The organism is Streptomyces sp. NPDC025651 (assembly GCF_055558735.1).
Genome location: NZ_JBVHLZ010000006.1, coordinates 233,666 through 249,404 on the forward strand (window position 1 = coordinate 233,666; position 15,739 = coordinate 249,404).

Here is a 15,739-nt window from a genome sequence, read left to right on the forward strand (position 1 = left end):
ATGTCAGTGCCTCGTGCGAGGCTCACCCCATGGACGAGTTGATACGGCGCCGTGTGTACGGCGCGGACCACGACGACCCGGATCCGGGCCCGCAACCCGGCCACGCCTATCGGGAGTTGTCCGGCGGACCGCTCGACGGACTGCTCCTCGATGTCACGGGGTGGACGGAGCGTCAGCTCGCCGAGGGCGCGCTCCTGGTCACCGAGATCGGGGCGTACGGCCCCGGCGGACGGGCCGGGTACGGGCCGCGGCCCGGCTCGGACGTGATGTGGGACTGGCGGGGCGACACCCCCTGACCGCACGGCCGGGCGACCGGAGACGCAGGTCACACACATGCGTGTCACAGGGGATCGCGCCACCCCGTCTCAGGGGTGTACGACGCATCGACGATCACCGAGGAGCACCCCATGGACGCGCGACTGAACTACTTCGCCAGCCCCACCGCGGGCAAGGCCCTCAAGCACTTCATGTCGGCGGGCAGGACGCTCAAGGACTCCGCCCTGCCGATCGCGACGCAGGAGCTCGTGGCGCTGCGCGTCAGCCAGATCAACGGCTGCGCGGCCTGCATCGACATGCACACCAAGGACGCCGCCGCGGCCGGCGAGAGTTCGGCGCGGCTCAACCTCGTGGCCGCCTGGCGCGAGGCCACCGTCTTCACCGAGGCCGAGCGCGCCGCCCTGGAGCTGGCGGAGGAAGGCACCCGGGTCGCGGACGCGGCCGGTGGCGTCAGCGACGACGTGTGGGCGCGGGCCGCCAAGTTCTACGACGAGGAGCGCCTCACCGCCCTGGTGCTCCTCGTCTCGTTCATGAACATGGCCAACCGGATGAACGTCATCGCCCGCCAGCCGGCCGGCGACTACCAGCCCGGACAGTTCCACTGAAACACCCCGCTGAAACCGCATCACCACTCAACCGCTCAACCGCACAACACCCGCACAGGGAAGAGGAGTCGGCGTGCGCAAAGTCGAGGAGTTCGAAGAGCTTCGGCCCCTGCTGTTCTCGATCGCCTACCGCATTCTGGGCAGCGTGAGCGAGGCCGAGGACGCGGTGCAGGACACCTGGCTGCGCTTCGACGGTTCCTCGACCACGCCGACCTCCACCAAGGCCTTCCTGTCCGCCGCGGTCACACGGATCTCCATCGACGTCCTGCGTTCCGCCCGGGTGCGCAGGGAGCAGTACGTGGGGCCGTGGTTTCCCGAGCCGCTGCTGAGCGATCCGTATCAGGACCCGGCGCGCTCCGCGGAGTTGGCCGACTCCGTGTCGATGGCGGCGCTGCTCCTCCTCGAACGGCTCAGCCCGCTGGAGCGGGCGGTGTTCGTGCTGCGGGAGGTCTTCGGGTTCGGCTTCGACGACGTCGCCGCGGCGGTCGAGCGGTCGGAGTCGGCCTGCCGGCAGCTGCTCGTGCGGGCGCGGCGGCACATGGAAGCCGGGCGCCCCCGTTTCGAAGCGGCCCGCCAGGAGCGGGAGGAGCTGGCCTCACGCTTCTTCGACGCCCTGCGCGAAGGCGACGTCGAGAGCCTGCGGGACCTGCTCGCCGCCGACGTGTCGATGGTCGGCGACGGCGGCGGCAAGGCCCCGCAGCTGGCCAGGGCCATCATGGGCGCCACGAACGTGGCCCGTCTGCTCGCCGCCGTCTTCCCCCGCATGGCCCGGGTCGACGTGACCTTCGAGCCGCACGACCTCAACGGCCAGCCGGGCGCGATCTTCCGCGACCGGGACGGCAAGGTCCTCCACACCCTGGCGCTCGACGTACTCGACGGCCGGATCCGGACGATCCGCTCCGTGATCAACCCCGACAAGCTCGGACACGTGGGCCCGGTGGCGGACCCTTGGGAGGTCCACCGCGAGGTACAGAAGGTGCGCCTGCCCTCGGAGTGACCTCACCCCCGCAGTTCCTCCACGACCTCCTTCAGCACCGCCTCCGGAACGTCCGGCAGCATCATCGCGAAGGCCAGCACGAACTTGCCCAGCAGGAACGTGGTGTCCGGTGTCCTGCGCACGACCTCCTGAACCGCGCTCACCTCCTGTGCCGCGACCGCCTCGAGCAGCTCCCCCGCGTCCGGCCCCGCGCCGTCCTCCGTCAGCACGAACCGGTCGCCGAAGTCGGCCCTGCGCACCATGTGCCGCAGCACCTGGTCCCCGGCCTCGGGCAGATACGCCTTGCGTACGCCTTCGTTGGCGATCCAGCACAGCGCGGACACCAGGTCGGTGGTGCGCTCGTCGGCGCCGAACTCCTCGATCAGGGCGTCGTAGGCGAGTTGGTTGCCGTGCCGGAACGCGAGCAGCAGCCGCGCCGCCCGCGCCTTGGCATCGGCCACCTGCTCCTCCGACACCCGCCCCTCGGACGCCCGTTCCCCGGACACTTCAACCCGATCGCCCGATTCCTGCTTGTTTACGCCCATCTGGCACATGTTAACGATCACCGTGCCGGAGGCTTCAAGCACCCACCCGCCGCGTGCCGGGACCGGGTCAGCGCATCCAGGCGCTGTACGACATGACGTCCCCGGCCTTCACCCCGTACGCGCGATCGTTCTTGGTCAGCGTGTCCTCCAGGCCGAGGACGGTTCCGCGCACCGGGTCCAGGATCAGCATCCGCCGCAGGCCGTCCGCCTCGTACACGTACGCCTGGCCGGGGCGGCCGAGCCGGTCGGTGACCGCGCCGACCGGGCGCAGGCCGTCGGCGTCGGCGAGGAGGCGGGTCAGCGCCGCCGTCTCGCGCGCTCCCGGCGTCCAGTGGCGGAGGAACATCGCCGCGGCGTCCAGGAGTTCGCCGGTGCCGGTGAGCGGGACGGGGTCGCTGGGGCGGCTGAGCTCGGCCAGGTAGGTGCGGAGGTGCCCGGGCGTGTGCGGGGGCCGGGACTGGGGCGGGGCCGTTCCCCGACTCGGCGGGTAGGTACGGTCGCTGAGGACCTTGCCGTCACGGACCGCGCGGGGCCCGTCGTCGCCGTCGGCGATGACGGGCCTGCCCGGGTGGCGCGGGTCGGTGGCCACGACGAGTTCCGAGTGGCTGCCGTCCGCCCGCCAGCGGGTGACGCGCTCCTCGGGCAGTGTGATCGGCGCGGCGCCCGAACCGGACCGCACGGCCAGGCTCCAGGTCAGGACGTGCGTGCCCCTGCGCAGCCGAGGGGCGCCGTCGGCCGCGGCCGCCGTCGCCGCCAGGTCCGCGATCCTGCCGAGCGACAGCGGCTCGGAGCCCGCGGTGAGGGTGAGCGGGTGGGGCGCCGCGGCGGCGGGCGCGCTGCTCGACCCCGCGAGGACGAGTGCCAGCGCCGCCGCCACGGCGAGCGAGACCATCTCGATGCCCCAGACGAGGCGGCGCACTTGGCGCACGGGGCGTCGACGCGCGCCTCGCGCGCTCCGCTCGCTCTGCGCGCTGTACAGGAGCTGGTTCAACTGCCGTTCCGCGTGCGCCGGCAGGGGCCGGTCGCGCAGCCGCGGGTGGTCGGCGGGCACGGGGTCGGCGCCGCGCAGCGCCGCGAGTTCGTCGTCGTGCATCTCATGAGCCATGGCCGTGGTCCTCCGGAACGGTGGCGCAGATCGCTTCAGGGGCTGGCCGGTCGGCCGGTGCGGGGCGAGCAGTAGGGGTGGTGGGAGCGGAACCCGTCGCGGGGACGGAACCCGTCGCGGGAGCGGAACCCGTCGCGGGGACGGAACCCGTCGCAGGAGCGGAACCCGTCGCGGGAGCGGGTCCCATCCGGTCGATCTCCGCTCTCAGCCGACGCCGCGCACGGTGCAGCCGCATCGCCGCCGCACGCGTGCCGCAGCCCAGCGCGGTGGCCAACTCTTCCGTGTCCAGGCCCTCCCAGGCCGTCAGGCGGAGCACCTCCTGGTCGGACGCGGAGAGCAGACCGAGGGCGTCGTGCACCCACTCCCCCGGGCGGTCGGCCTCCGGCCCCGCCACCACGTCCCTGCGGTGGCGGGTCTCGTCGTTGCCGATCCGCTCCAACAGGCGCCGTCTGCGCCCGTATCCGCGGACCGCGTTCGCCAGGCAGCGCCGCGCTATCCCGTACAACCAGGGCAGAGGACACGGCGGCAGATCGGCGCGGCGCCGCCAGGCGACGGCGAACACGTCGGCCACCACCTCCTCGGTGTCACTCGTCGGGCCGCCGAGCCGCCGTGCCACGTAGCGGCTGACCGCCCAGTAGTACTCGCGATAGGCAGCGGCGAAAATTTCGTCGTCGCTCACGGTTACGAAGTGTCCGGCACCGCCCCACGCGTCACACCTCCGGGGTGTGATCCATGTCGCTCCACGCACCTGTCACAGATCGGCGGCCGCCGGACACAGGCGGGACATGGACAGCAACACCGTGATGCCGCCACCCGAGCGCGCCACCGACTCCGGTTCCGACTCCGTGCCCAGGACCTCCACGCGTACGACGACACGGCCCCGTCGCCCCGGACTCGTGGTGGTCAAGTGGTTGACCAGTACCGACCACAAGACGATCGGCACGCTCTATCTCGTCACGTCGTTCGCGTTCTTCTGCGTCGGCGGCGTGCTCGCGCTGTTCATGCGCGCCGAACTCGCCCGGCCCGGCACGCAGATCATGTCGAACGAGCAGTTCAACCAGGCGTTCACGATGCACGGCACGATCATGCTGCTGATGTTCGCGACGCCGCTGTTCGCCGGCTTCGCGAACTGGATCATGCCGCTGCAGATCGGCGCGCCCGACGTGGCGTTCCCGCGCCTGAACATGTTCGCCTACTGGCTCTATCTCCTCGGCTCACTCATCGCGGTCGGCGGTTTCCTCACGCCGGGCGGCGCGGCCGACTTCGGCTGGTTCGCGTACGCGCCGCTGTCGGGCGCCGTGCATTCACCGAACGTCGGCGCCGACATGTGGGTCATGGGCCTGGCCCTCTCCGGCTTCGGCACGATCCTCGGCTCGGTCAACTTCATCACCACCATCATCTGCATGCGCGCGCCGGGCATGACCATGTTCCGCATGCCGATCTTCGTGTGGAACGTGCTGCTGACCGCGGTCCTCGCCCTGTTGGCCTTCCCGGTCCTGGCCGCCGCGCTGTTCGCCCTGGAGGCGGACCGCAAGTTCGGTGCCCACATCTTCGACGCGGCCAACGGCGGCGCCTTGCTGTGGCAACACCTCTTCTGGTTCTTCGGCCATCCAGAGGTGTACATCATCGCTCTGCCGTTCTTCGGCATCATCTCCGAGGTCATCCCGGTCTTCTCCCGCAAGCCGATGTTCGGCTACATGGGCCTGATCGGCGCGACCATCGCCATCGCGGGCCTGTCCGTGACGGTGTGGGCCCATCACATGTACGCCACGGGCGGCGTGCTCCTCCCGTTCTTCTCCTTCATGACGTTCCTCATCGCGGTCCCGACCGGTGTGAAGTTCTTCAACTGGATCGGCACCATGTGGAGGGGCTCACTGAGTTTCGAGACGCCGATGCTGTGGGCGGTCGGCTTCCTGATCACCTTCACCTTCGGCGGGCTGACCGGTGTCATCCTGGCCTCGCCGCCCCTCGACTTCCACGTCACCGACTCGTACTTCGTCGTCGCGCACTTCCACTACGTCATCTTTGGCACCGTGGTCTTCGCGATGTTCTCCGGATTCCACTTCTGGTGGCCGAAGTTCACGGGCAAGATGCTCGACGAGCGCCTGGGCAAGATCACCTTCTGGACGCTGTTCGTCGGCTTCCACGGCACCTTCCTCGTCCAGCACTGGCTGGGTACGGCCGGAATGCTCCGCCGGGTCCCCGACTACCTCGCGGTGGAGGGCTTCACCGTGCTCAACACCGTCTCCACGATCTTCTCGTTCCTGCTCGGCATGTCCCTGCTCCCGTTCTTCTACAACGTCTGGAAGACCGCCAAGTACGGCAAGAAGATCGAGGTCGACGACCCGTGGGGCTACGGCCGTTCGCTGGAGTGGACGACGTCCTGCCCGCCGCCCCGGCACAACTTCGAGTCCCTGCCCCGCATCCGCTCGGAATCCCCGGCGTTCGACCTGCACCACCCCGAGGTGCTGCACTCCGCCGAAGCCCTGCCGACGGCCGAGGCGTCCTCGGACGAGCGGCGGGCCGTGCGATGACGGCGATGGACGACCGCCCGGTGGACGTGCGTGCCCTGATCAACGAGGTCGAGGGCCACCTCCTCGTCGAGGCGGCCCGCGCCGACGGCCGCACGGCGGCACAGCGGTTCACCGCGCGGCTGCCGTGGCTGACGGACACGCAGCGCGAGGAGGTGGAGCGGCGCTACACCGAGGAACACCTCGCGCTGACGCGGCACGGCTGGCAGCAGATCGCCCGGCGCAGCCACCACCTGCGTGCCGAGTACGAGGAGACGTACCGCGCCCTGCGGCGGCGGCTCGTCGTCGGCAACGCGCTGGGCGCCGCGCTCGTGACCGTCGTACTCGTCCTCCTGCTCGCGAACGGCCTTTCCTGAGGCGGTCGTTACTCGGCGCCCTCCGTCCGGACCAGGGACCGCGGGCGGGGCCGAGCGTCTCCGGAGGGGATCGCCCGCCGCAGGGCGAGGGCGGCGACGAGGCACACGGCTCCGGCGAACGCCAGGCCGGACGGCGGGCCGAGAGCGGTCATCAGGCCGGTGGCGGCGGCCAGGGTGAGTGTTTCCACGCTCATCCGCGCCGTGCTGAACAGCGCGGCGCCCGCCCCTCCCCGGTCGGACGGCACGTGTGTGAGCGCCTGCCCGTCCGGGACCCCTTCGGTCAGCCCGAGGCACACCCCGATGACCGCGGCCGCCACGAGCAGGGCGGAGGGGCGACCGATCACCTGAAGGGCGGCCGCCGTGGCGGCGCACAGGAGCAGCGCGGTCGTCACCAGCGGCCGCGCCCATCGCCGCGCGATCCGTGCGGCGATGAGCGGGAGGAGCGTCGACGGCACGGTCAGCAGACTGAGCATGACCGCCGCCCCGCCTGCGCCCATGTCCTCGGCTGCGCCGAGCCGGGGCAGCACGGCAAGGGCCACGACGAGCATTCCCATGAAGGCACCCGTCGCCAAGGCGTACGCGCCGTAGGCGGGGATCCGCAGCAGGTCCATGGGGAGCGCGGGGGCGATGGCGCGGCGTTCCACGCGCACCAGCGCGGTCGCGCAGGCCGTCGCGAGGAGGACGAGCGCCGTCGGGACCCACCACGGGACGCCCGCGCCGAAGCCCAGCCCGAACGCGGTGACCGCGGCGGCGACGGTCACCCCGAAGAGGACGGCACCCGCGCGGTCGAAGTGCTCGGACACCGCGGGGCTGCGCAGCCCCGGAATCCCGAGCGTGGCCAGGGCCGCGACGGCGGCGACGGCCCCGGGCACGAGGAAGACGAGGGACCGGCCCCCGACGGCCATGAGGGCCTGGGCGACCACAGGGCCCAGCGCCAGGCTGCTGCCCAGCACGGCGCCCGCGTACCCGTACACGCGACGCCGTTCCTCGGGCGGGTACACGGCCAGGAGCATCGACGATCCGCCGGCCGCGCACATGGCGGCGCCGATTCCGGCGACCGCGCGCAGGGCCACCAGGGACGACAGGTCCGGCGCGAGGGCGGACAGGAGCCCGGCGAGCGCGACGACGACGTTGCCGACGGCGAAGAACCGGGTGCGGGCCGTGCGATCGGCGCTCGCTCCCGCCGACAGCAGGGCCGCGGCGAACAGCCCGTTGTAGGCGAGGACGATCCACGGGCCCAGCGCGTCCGGGCCCGGCAGTTGGGCGGTCGCGTCGGGGACGACGGCCGTCGAGCCGGTGATGGCGAGCGGGAAGACGGCCGTGGAGATGAGGTCGGCGGCAAGGACGCGCCGACGCTGACGGACGGAAACGGACGAGACAGGCATGGGGTGCGCTCCGGAACACGGAAGTCCGAGCGCCACGAAGGCGCTCCTGGCCAGGGCTCAGGAGCGACGGCGAGAACCGGGGTGATGCGCCGTCGCTCTCAGCGACGGCGCACCTTGTCTGAATCGAACGTCACGGGCACAAACTAACAACACGTCCCGCTGCACCGCGAGCGCGCCCCGTTCGCACGGCAGCGGCAGCGGCCGCCACGACGTCCTGCCGCTGATCCGGCCGGGCACGGCCGTGCGATCACCTCCCGGTGAAGCGCAGCGACACCTCCCGTGACGCGTTCCCGTAGGCGTCGACCGCCCGCACCCGCGCCACGTAGCGCGCGCCGGTCTTCGTCGCGGGCAGCGGAATGTCCAGCGCGTTGGGGCGCGGCAGGAAGTAGTACTCGGAGAGCACCTTCGTCGACAGGAGCGCGGCGCCGGATGCCGGGTCCTCGATGTCGACGCGGTAGTGGTGCACCATCTGGTCGTCGCGCGCCTGCCGGACCCGCAGGGCCGTGCCCTTCTCTCCCCCGACCAGGGCGAGCGGCCGGCGGTCGGTGAACTCCGGGGCTCTCGTGTTGCGTCGGGCGTCCGTGTACGTGAAGCCGTCCTTGATCTCCTGAGGGCTCTTCCCCTTCAGGCGCACGGTCCACGTCGGGCCGCTGAGCGTCCCCGCGCTGGCGTACGGGGGCTGCCAGTCGGCCGACCAGGTGCCTCCGGTGTAGATGTCGTGCTTGTCCGCGGCCATGTTGACGCGGGCGATCTCCGTGCGGTCGCGGTACACCTCGACGAACAGCGCCTGCGCCGTCGGAGCCTCGAAGCGGTCGGCCAGGCCCGACTCCGTCACCGCCTGGTAGCCGTGGTCCATCTCCACGTACGACATCGATCCGTCGTTGACGGCGGTGAAGTCCCGCTGGTGGACGGAGCGTTCGTCGTTGATGTTCAGGTGCGAGTGGCCGGAGAAGTAGATCACTTGAGGGAAGGCGCTCAGGTCCTCGGTGAGCTTCGGGTTCGACGCCTGCTGCCCGTCCATGGCGGTGCCGGGGGCGGGCCGGTGGCCCTGGACCAGGATGGGGGTGCGCGCGTGCGCGGGGTCGGCGGTGATCTCGGCGAGCCGCTTCTTGAGCCAGGTGCGCTGCGCGGCACTGGAGTCGTAGGTCTCCGTGTTCACCGTGAACAGGTGCAGGCCGCGGACCCTCGACTCGTAGTAGCCGCCGCCGGAGTCGGGGAACCAGGCCCGCGGGTAGTGGGCACGGATGTCGGCGAGGCTCGCGTCGTGGTTGCCGTTGGAGAGCAGGACCTGGGTGTCGTCCATGCCCTTGCGCCGGAGATTGGCCCGGAAGATCTCGGAGACGATGCGGTGGTCGGCGCCGCGGCCGTCGCCGTTGTCGTTGATCATGTCGCCGTTGGAGAGGATCGCGTCGGGCTCCGGGAAGACCGACGCGATGGTGTCGAAGAAGCTCTCGTACTTCTTGTCGTTGTTCTTGTGGTCCCCGATGTGTACGTCGGACATGACGACGAGGCGCGCGAGCGGCTTCTCGGCGGTCCTGACGAGGTAGCCGGCCGACACCGGGACGCTCGCCCGGCCGCCGCGGAACGCGACCGCGGTGACGTTGGTGTCCTTCGTGATCCGCAGTGGGCGGCCCGGCGCGAAGGCGCGGCTGTCCCGCGTGGGCGTCGTGCCGTCCAGTGTGTAGCGGATCGTGGCGCCGCGCTCGGCCCGCAGGGTCAGCGGGACCGGCCGCTCGTACCGCCCGCCCGCGGCGCTGAACTCCGGTGCGGCGAGGGCGGTACGCGCGTCCGGGGAGGCGTCCGTCCGCGGGGCGGTCGCGTGTGCGGGGAGCGGGAGCAGCAGCGCCAGGGACGCGGCGGCGATCACGAGGGGAGAACGTCTCACGAAGCAGGGCTCCTTGCCTGTGGCCGGGCCCAAGGGGCGTGCCGCCCGGCGTGAACTCCGGTGACGTTAGGGCTCCTTGGTGAGGTGACGAGGCGAGACCAGTTACCTTTCGGTGACTTGATCGTGAACCGCCGCTCCCCTGGTCGTCGGTGCCGGGGGAAGGACCTGTGGGGCGCGCCCCGACGGGAGGCTACTGACCCACCCGGCCGTCGACGCACTCGCGCAGCAGGTCGGCGTGCCCGGAGTGCCGCGCGTACTCGTCGATCCTGTGCACCATCAGCTCCCGCACCGCGATCCCGTCCTTGCCGACCCGCGCACCGAGGTCCGGGTGGGCGGCCAGGGCGGCGTCGGTCGCGGCCTGCTCGCGCTCCAGGTCGGCGTACGCGGCGTCGACCACGGCCCGGTCGGCGACGGCTCCGTGGAAGTCCGCGTCCTTCGCGCCGTACAACCTCGGCAGCGGCTCACCGTCCCTGATCCAGTTGCGCCAGTCCCGCTCGACCTCGGCGAGGTGCCGGATCAGGCCGAGCAGCGACATCGTCGACGGCGGGACCGACCGCCGCGCCAGCTGCTCCGCGTCCAGCCCCTCGCACTTCATCAGCAGCGTCATGCGGTAGCTCGACAGGAAGTCCTGCAACGTCGCGAGCTCTCCGTCCGGGCTGACCCCGTCACTGTCGCGGGGGTCGTCCTCCGGGTCGGCCCACATGTCGGGGTAGGTGGTCGCCTGGGTCCATCGCGTGGGCTGATCAGTCATGCGGCCCATCGTTGCCCGCGGAGGACCGGGGCCGCCAGTGAATTGCCCGCCGACAATGAGGATAGGTTAGGCTGCCCTAACCAAAGAGGTCGTCCGGGTACGCGCGCGGCCGCCACACCCGGAGCTCCGCGCGCACGGGCGACCGACAAGCAACTCGGACATTTCCAGAGGCGGTTGTGCGCCAAGGTGACGGAGCCCGCCCGGGACAGTTCACTTAGGTCAGGCTAAGCTAAGTTGGCTGCGCGGAGCGGCAACGCGGGTACGTCACAGGGGAGGGAACGTCCTTGAGCTTGCCGGTCATCGACCCATATCCCATGCCTGGACCCTCCGCCATCCCGCCGTCACGCGCGATCTGGAAAATCGATCCGGCACGTGCGGCGCTGCTCGTCCAGGACATGCAGAACCACTTCGTCGGGGCCTTCCCCGCGGGGCTCTCCCCCGTCTCGGAGCTCATAGAGAACGTCGTCGCCCTGCGCGAACTCGCGGGAACGCTCGGCATGCCCGTGATCTTCAGCGCCGAGCCGGCCGGTCAGTCGCCGGGCCAGCGCGGACTGATGGCCGACACATGGGGCCCCGGGATCGGCATCGAGCCCTCGGCCGCCGCCATCGTCGCGGACCTCACCCCCAGACCCGGCGAACACCTGCTGGACAACGTGCGGCCCAACGCCTTCCTCCGCAGCCACCTCGGCAGGCTGCTGCGGTCCACGGGCCGCGACCAGCTCATCGTCTGCGGCGTGTACGCGCACTTCGGCGTGTTACTGACCGCGATGGACGCCTTCATGCACGACATCCAGGCCTTCGTCGTCGCCGACGCCATCGCCGACTTCTCCGCCGAGGACCACTCCATGGCGCTGCGCTGGGCCGCCCGCAGCGGCGTGGTCCGCAGCACCGACCGCATGCTCCACGACCTCCTGGTCGGCAGAGCCACCCGAGGCGCCTAGCAGGCACGACTCGCCAGGGCCCACGGCGTACGACCGGGCGTCAGACCAGACCGACATCACCCAGCAGGCACGACGAAAGACGAGGAACATGACGGCACGCGTCGCGGTGGCCGGAGCAAGTGGCTACGCCGGCGGGGAGATCCTGCGCCTGCTGGCCGCACACCCCGAAGTGGAGATCGGAGCGGTCACTGCGCACAGCAGCGCGGGCCGCCCGCTCGGGGAGGCGCAGCCGCAGTTGGCCTCGCTCGCCGACCGCGTGCTCGTGGAGACGTCGGCGGCGTCGCTGCGCGGGCACGACGTGGTCTTCCTGGCCCTTCCGCACGGCCAGTCGGCGTCGCTCGCCCGCACGTTGGAGCCGCAGACGCTCATCGTGGACTGCGGCGCGGACTTCCGGCTCCGGGACGCCGCGGACTGGGAACGTTTCTACGGATCGCCGCATGCCGGCACCTGGCCCTATGGCCTCCCCGAACTCCCGGGCTCACGTGAGGAGTTGAAGGGTGCCACTCGTGTCGCCGTACCCGGCTGCTATCCGACGGCGGTGACGCTGGCGCTGTATCCGGCCTTCGCCGCGGGGCTGGTGGAGCCGGAAGCCGTGGTCGTCGCCGCGAGTGGGACCTCGGGGGCCGGGCGGGCAGCCAAGCCGCATCTGATCGGCTCCGAAGTGATGGGGTCCATGAGTCCGTACGGCGTCGGGGGCGGGCACCGGCACACCCCCGAGCTGACCCAGAACCTGTCGCGCGTCGCCGGCGAGCACGTGACCGTGTCGTTCACGCCGACGCTCGCGCCGATGCCCCGCGGCATTCTCGCCACCTGCTCGGCGCGCCTGAGGCCGCAGGCCGGGGCGGGTCCCCGCGCGGCTCGTCAAGCGTACGAAGTCGCCTACGCCGACGAGCCGTTCGTGCGTCTGCTGCCCGAAGGACAGTGGCCGCGGACCGCCGCCGTGCTCGGCTCCAACGGCGCGCAGGTCCAGGTGACCGTGGACGAACACGCCGGCCGCCTGATCGCGGTGAGCGCCATCGACAACCTCACGAAGGGCACCGCGGGTGGCGCGGTGCAGAGCATGAACGTCGCCCTCGGCCTACCGGAAGGCCTGGGCCTGCCCACGAATGGAGTGGCTCCGTGACCGTGACCGCTGCACAGGGATTCCTCGCGAGCGGCGTGGCCGCCGGGATCAAGGAATCCGGTGACGCCGACCTGGCCCTGGTGGTGAACCGCGGCCCGTCGCGTGCGGCCGCCGGGGTGTTCACCTCCAACCGGGTCCAGGCCGCCCCCGTCCGGTGGTCCCGGCAGGCGCTGGCCGACGGGCGGATCTCCGCCGTCGTCCTCAACTCCGGTGGCGCCAACGCCTGTACGGGGCCCTCGGGCGCCGCGGACGCGCGGACGACGGCCGAGCACACGGCGCGGGCCCTGGGCACCGGCGCGGCACCGGAGGAGATCGCGGTGTGCTCCACCGGGCTCATCGGCGTACCGCTGCCCATGGACGCGGTCACCTCGGGGATCGACGCCGCTGCCGCGCGGCTCTCGCCCGAGCGGGGCGAGGAGGCGGCCGTCGCGATCAAGACGACGGACTCGGTCCACAAGACGGCCGTGGCCTGCGGACCCGGCTGGACGGTGGGCGGCATGGCGAAGGGCGCGGGCATGCTCGCGCCGGGCCTCGCCACCATGCTCGTGGTCCTGACGACGGACGCGGACGTCACCGCCCCCGCACTCGACTCCGCGCTGCGCGGCGCCGTGCGCACCACCTTCGACCGGGTGGACTCCGACGGCTGCATGTCCACCAACGACACCGTCCTGCTGCTCGCTTCGGGCGCCTCGGGGCTCGCTCCGGACCGGGCCGCCTTCGAAGAGGCCGTGCACGCCGTATGCCGGGATCTGGCGCGGCAGTTGATCCAGGACGCGGAGGGCGCCTCCAAGGAGATCGAGGTGCGGGTCGTCGGCGCGGCGTCGGAGGACGACGCCGTGACGGTGGGCCGGTCCATCGCCAGGAACAATCTCCTCAAGTGCGCCCTGCACGGGGAGGACCCGAACTGGGGCCGGGTGCTTTCGGCGATCGGCACGACCGACGCGGTGTTCGACCCCGACCGTCTCGACGTCGCCGTCAACGGCGTCTGGGTGTGCAGGGACGGCGCGGCAGGCGAGCCCCGCGACAAGGTCGACCTGTCGGCGCGCCACGTCACGGTCACCGCCGATCTGCGCTCCGGCGACGCGTCCGCGGTGATCTGGACCAACGACCTCACCGCCGAGTACGTCCACGAGAACAGCGCGTACAGCTCATGAACGGGATCACACAGATGCTCGCGCGGTTCCGGAGCCGGGTCGTCGTCATCAAGTTCGGCGGCAACGCCATGGTGGACGAGGACCTCAAGCGGACGTTCGCCGAGGACGTGGTGGAGCTGCGCCGCGCGGGTCTGCACCCCGTCGTCGTCCACGGCGGCGGCCCGCAGATCAGCGCCATGCTCGACCGGCTCGACCTGGAGGTCCGCTTCGAGACGGGCCTGCGCGTGACGACCCCCGAGGTCATGGACGTGGTCCGGATGGTGCTCACCGGCCGGGTCCAGCGGGAGCTGGTCGGGCTCATCAACGCGCACGGCCCGTACGCGGTGGGCATGACGGGCGAGGACGCGCACACCCTGACCGCCGTGCGGCGGCCGGCGTGGGTGGACGGCGAACCGGTGGACATCGGACTCGTCGGCGACGTCGTCGAGGTGGACCCGGACACCGTGCACTCGCTCCTGGAACGGGGCCGGATCCCCGTGGTCTCCCCCGTGGCGCGGGGCAGGGACGGAGAGGTCTACAACATCAACGCCGACCTCGCGGCGGCGGCGCTGGCCGGGGCCCTCGACGCGGAGAAGCTGGTGATGCTGACCGACGTCGAGGGACTGTACGCCGACTGGCCGCGCAGCACCGAGGTCGTCGAGCGGCTGACGATCAGTCAACTGGAGAAGCTGATGCCGGAGTTGGAGAGCGGGATGCTGCCCAAGATGGAGGGGTGTCTGCGCGCTGTCCGGGCCGGTGTCCGCGCGGCGCACGTCCTGGACGGGCGGGTGCCGCACGCCGTGCAGCGCGGCGTCTTCACGGGCGGCACGGGGACCACGGTCGTCCCCGACCACGAGGGCTGTGACGGCCATGAGTACCGCGAGGACCAGGAGGCACGCTCCGCATGACGACCCTCGGCCAGGACCTGGCCCCGAAGACCGGCGCGGGCGACGACGCCCCCGCGCCGCTGACCGACCGCTGGCGCGCCGTGATGATGGACAACTACGGCACTCCTCCCCTGGCCCTCGTCCGCGGCGAGGGATCGACGGTGTGGGACGAGTCGGGGCGGGCGTACACCGACTTCGTCGGCGGGATCGCCGTGAACACGCTCGGCCATGCCCACCCCGCCGTCGTCTCGGCGGTGAGCGCGCAGGTGGCCCGGCTCGGGCATGTCTCCAACCTGTACGTCGCCGAACCGCCGGTGGCGCTTGCCGAGCGGCTGCTGCGACTCCTGGGACGGCCGGGGCGGGTGTTCTTCGCCAACTCCGGTGCGGAGGCCGTCGAGGCGGCGTTCAAGGTGGCCCGGCGGACCGGGCGGACGCACATGGTGGCCGCCCGGGGCGGTTTCCACGGCCGCACCATGGGCGCGCTCGCCCTGACCGGACAGCCCGCCAAGCGTGAGCCGTTCCTGCCGCTGCCGGGCGAGACGTCCCACGTGCCGTACGGCGACACGGATGCCCTGCGGGCCGCGGTCACGGAGGCGACCGCCGCCGTCGTCATCGAGCCGGTCCAGGGCGAGGCCGGTGTGGTCACCCCGCCCGAGGGATACCTGCGGGCGGCCCGCGAGATCACCCGGGCCGCCGGGGCGCTGCTGGTCCTCGACGAGGTCCAGACCGGGATCGGGCGCACGGGCCACTGGTTCGCCCATCAGGCGGTGGAGGGCGTCGACCCCGATGTGGTGACGCTGGCCAAGGGGCTGGGCGGTGGGCTGCCGATCGGCGCGACGGTCGCCTTCGGCCCGGCGGCCGATCTGCTGACTCCGGGGCAGCACGGCTCGACGTTCGGCGGCAATCCGGTCGCGTGTGCCGCCGGGCTCGCCGTCCTGGAGACCATCGAGGCCGAGGGGCTGCTCGCGCACGTCGCACGCCAGGGCGAGCGGCTGCGGCGCGGCATCGAGGCGTTGGGGCATCCCCGGGTGAGCGAGGTGCGGGGCGCGGGGCTGTTGCTCGGGGTCGGCCTGAAGGAGCCGGTGGCGGCGCGGGTCCAACGGGCGGCGCAGGACGCGAGGTTCCTCGTCAATGCCGCAGGCGACACGACGGTGCGGCTCGCGCCGGCGCTGACGGTCCCGGAGCCGCAGGTGGACGCGTTCGTCGCGGCGCTGCCGGGGATTCTGAGCGCTTAGCGGAG

The 15,739-nt window shown here is 71.8% G+C and carries 15 protein-coding genes and 1 pseudogene; 10 read left to right on the plus strand and 6 right to left on the minus strand.

Annotated features, from left to right (window positions below; genetic code table 11):
• Positions 1-29: 29 nt before the first annotated feature.
• From ACZ4D5_RS22720 to ACZ4D5_RS22730, 3 genes are all read left to right on the plus strand, one after another.
• Positions 30-296, plus strand: a complete 267-nt coding sequence (locus ACZ4D5_RS22720; RefSeq protein ID WP_467774200.1) for a hypothetical protein — start codon at positions 30-32, stop codon at positions 294-296.
• Between the two features lie 111 nt (positions 297-407).
• Complete coding sequence (locus ACZ4D5_RS22725; RefSeq protein WP_467774201.1) at positions 408-881, plus strand: carboxymuconolactone decarboxylase family protein; 474 nt, start codon at positions 408-410, stop codon at positions 879-881.
• 73 nt (positions 882-954) lie between these two features.
• On the plus strand, positions 955-1,878 hold the full coding sequence (locus ACZ4D5_RS22730) for an RNA polymerase sigma-70 factor (RefSeq protein ID WP_467774202.1): 924 nt from the start codon (positions 955-957) through the stop codon (positions 1,876-1,878).
• 2 nt (positions 1,879-1,880) lie between these two features.
• On the opposite strand, the gene ACZ4D5_RS22735 is transcribed toward ACZ4D5_RS22730, so the two are convergent.
• The 3 genes and pseudogenes from ACZ4D5_RS22735 to ACZ4D5_RS22745 form a co-directional block, all read right to left on the minus strand.
• Positions 1,881-2,318, minus strand: coding sequence for a hypothetical protein (locus ACZ4D5_RS22735; protein ID WP_467774203.1), 438 nt, complete (start codon positions 2,316-2,318; stop codon positions 1,881-1,883).
• Between the two features lie 151 nt (positions 2,319-2,469).
• Positions 2,470-3,507 carry a CU044_5270 family protein gene (locus tag ACZ4D5_RS22740; RefSeq protein ID WP_467774204.1) on the minus strand — a complete coding sequence of 346 codons (1,038 nt, stop codon included), beginning with the start codon at positions 3,505-3,507 and terminating at the stop codon, positions 2,470-2,472.
• Positions 3,508-3,670: 163 nt separating this feature from the next.
• Positions 3,671-4,186: pseudogene (locus ACZ4D5_RS22745) on the minus strand (RNA polymerase sigma factor); the annotation flags it as partial.
• 106 nt (positions 4,187-4,292) lie between these two features.
• Here ACZ4D5_RS22745 and ctaD point away from each other — a divergent pair.
• Positions 4,293-6,041: an aa3-type cytochrome oxidase subunit I gene (ctaD, locus tag ACZ4D5_RS22750; RefSeq protein ID WP_467774205.1), complete on the plus strand. Its 1,749-nt coding sequence runs from the start codon at positions 4,293-4,295 to the stop codon at positions 6,039-6,041.
• A 5-nt stretch (positions 6,042-6,046) separates the two neighbouring features.
• On the plus strand, positions 6,047-6,394 hold the full coding sequence (locus ACZ4D5_RS22755) for a hypothetical protein (RefSeq protein ID WP_467774206.1): 348 nt from the start codon (positions 6,047-6,049) through the stop codon (positions 6,392-6,394).
• Between the two features lie 8 nt (positions 6,395-6,402).
• Here the strand turns inward: ACZ4D5_RS22755 and ACZ4D5_RS22760 are convergent, their stop codons facing one another.
• The 3 genes from ACZ4D5_RS22760 to ACZ4D5_RS22770 form a co-directional block, all read right to left on the minus strand.
• Positions 6,403-7,779 (minus strand): MFS transporter, encoded by a 1,377-nt coding sequence (locus tag ACZ4D5_RS22760; protein WP_467774207.1) that lies wholly within the window; start codon positions 7,777-7,779, stop codon positions 6,403-6,405.
• A gap of 247 nt (positions 7,780-8,026) precedes the next feature.
• On the minus strand, positions 8,027-9,664 hold the full coding sequence (locus tag ACZ4D5_RS22765; RefSeq protein ID WP_467774208.1) for a chitobiase/beta-hexosaminidase C-terminal domain-containing protein: 1,638 nt from the start codon (positions 9,662-9,664) through the stop codon (positions 8,027-8,029).
• A 190-nt stretch (positions 9,665-9,854) separates the two neighbouring features.
• Entirely contained in the window at positions 9,855-10,415 is a 561-nt protein-coding gene (locus ACZ4D5_RS22770; RefSeq protein WP_467774209.1) for a mycothiol transferase, read from the minus strand.
• 314 nt (positions 10,416-10,729) lie between these two features.
• Here ACZ4D5_RS22770 and ACZ4D5_RS22775 point away from each other — a divergent pair, with 314 nt between their 5' ends.
• The 5 genes from ACZ4D5_RS22775 to ACZ4D5_RS22795 all read left to right on the plus strand — a co-directional run bounded on the left by ACZ4D5_RS22775 (position 10,730) and on the right by ACZ4D5_RS22795 (position 15,734).
• A complete protein-coding gene (locus ACZ4D5_RS22775; RefSeq protein ID WP_467774210.1) occupies positions 10,730-11,356 on the plus strand; it encodes an isochorismatase family protein in 627 nt (208 codons plus the stop codon).
• An 88-nt stretch (positions 11,357-11,444) separates the two neighbouring features.
• Positions 11,445-12,479: an N-acetyl-gamma-glutamyl-phosphate reductase gene (gene argC, locus ACZ4D5_RS22780; RefSeq protein ID WP_467774211.1), complete on the plus strand. Its 1,035-nt coding sequence runs from the start codon at positions 11,445-11,447 to the stop codon at positions 12,477-12,479.
• On the plus strand, positions 12,476-13,633 hold the full coding sequence (gene argJ, locus ACZ4D5_RS22785) for a bifunctional glutamate N-acetyltransferase/amino-acid acetyltransferase ArgJ (RefSeq protein WP_467774212.1): 1,158 nt from the start codon (positions 12,476-12,478) through the stop codon (positions 13,631-13,633). The genes argC and argJ overlap by 4 nt, the downstream gene beginning before the upstream one ends.
• The gene (gene argB, locus ACZ4D5_RS22790; protein ID WP_467774213.1) at positions 13,630-14,520 is read left to right on the plus strand and encodes an acetylglutamate kinase; all 891 of its coding nucleotides are present in this window, start codon (positions 13,630-13,632) and stop codon (positions 14,518-14,520) included. Before argJ ends, argB begins: the two co-directional genes overlap by 4 nt.
• On the plus strand, positions 14,517-15,734 hold the full coding sequence (locus ACZ4D5_RS22795; protein ID WP_467774214.1) for an acetylornithine transaminase: 1,218 nt from the start codon (positions 14,517-14,519) through the stop codon (positions 15,732-15,734). Before argB ends, ACZ4D5_RS22795 begins: the two co-directional genes overlap by 4 nt.
• Positions 15,735-15,739 lie beyond the last annotated feature (5 nt).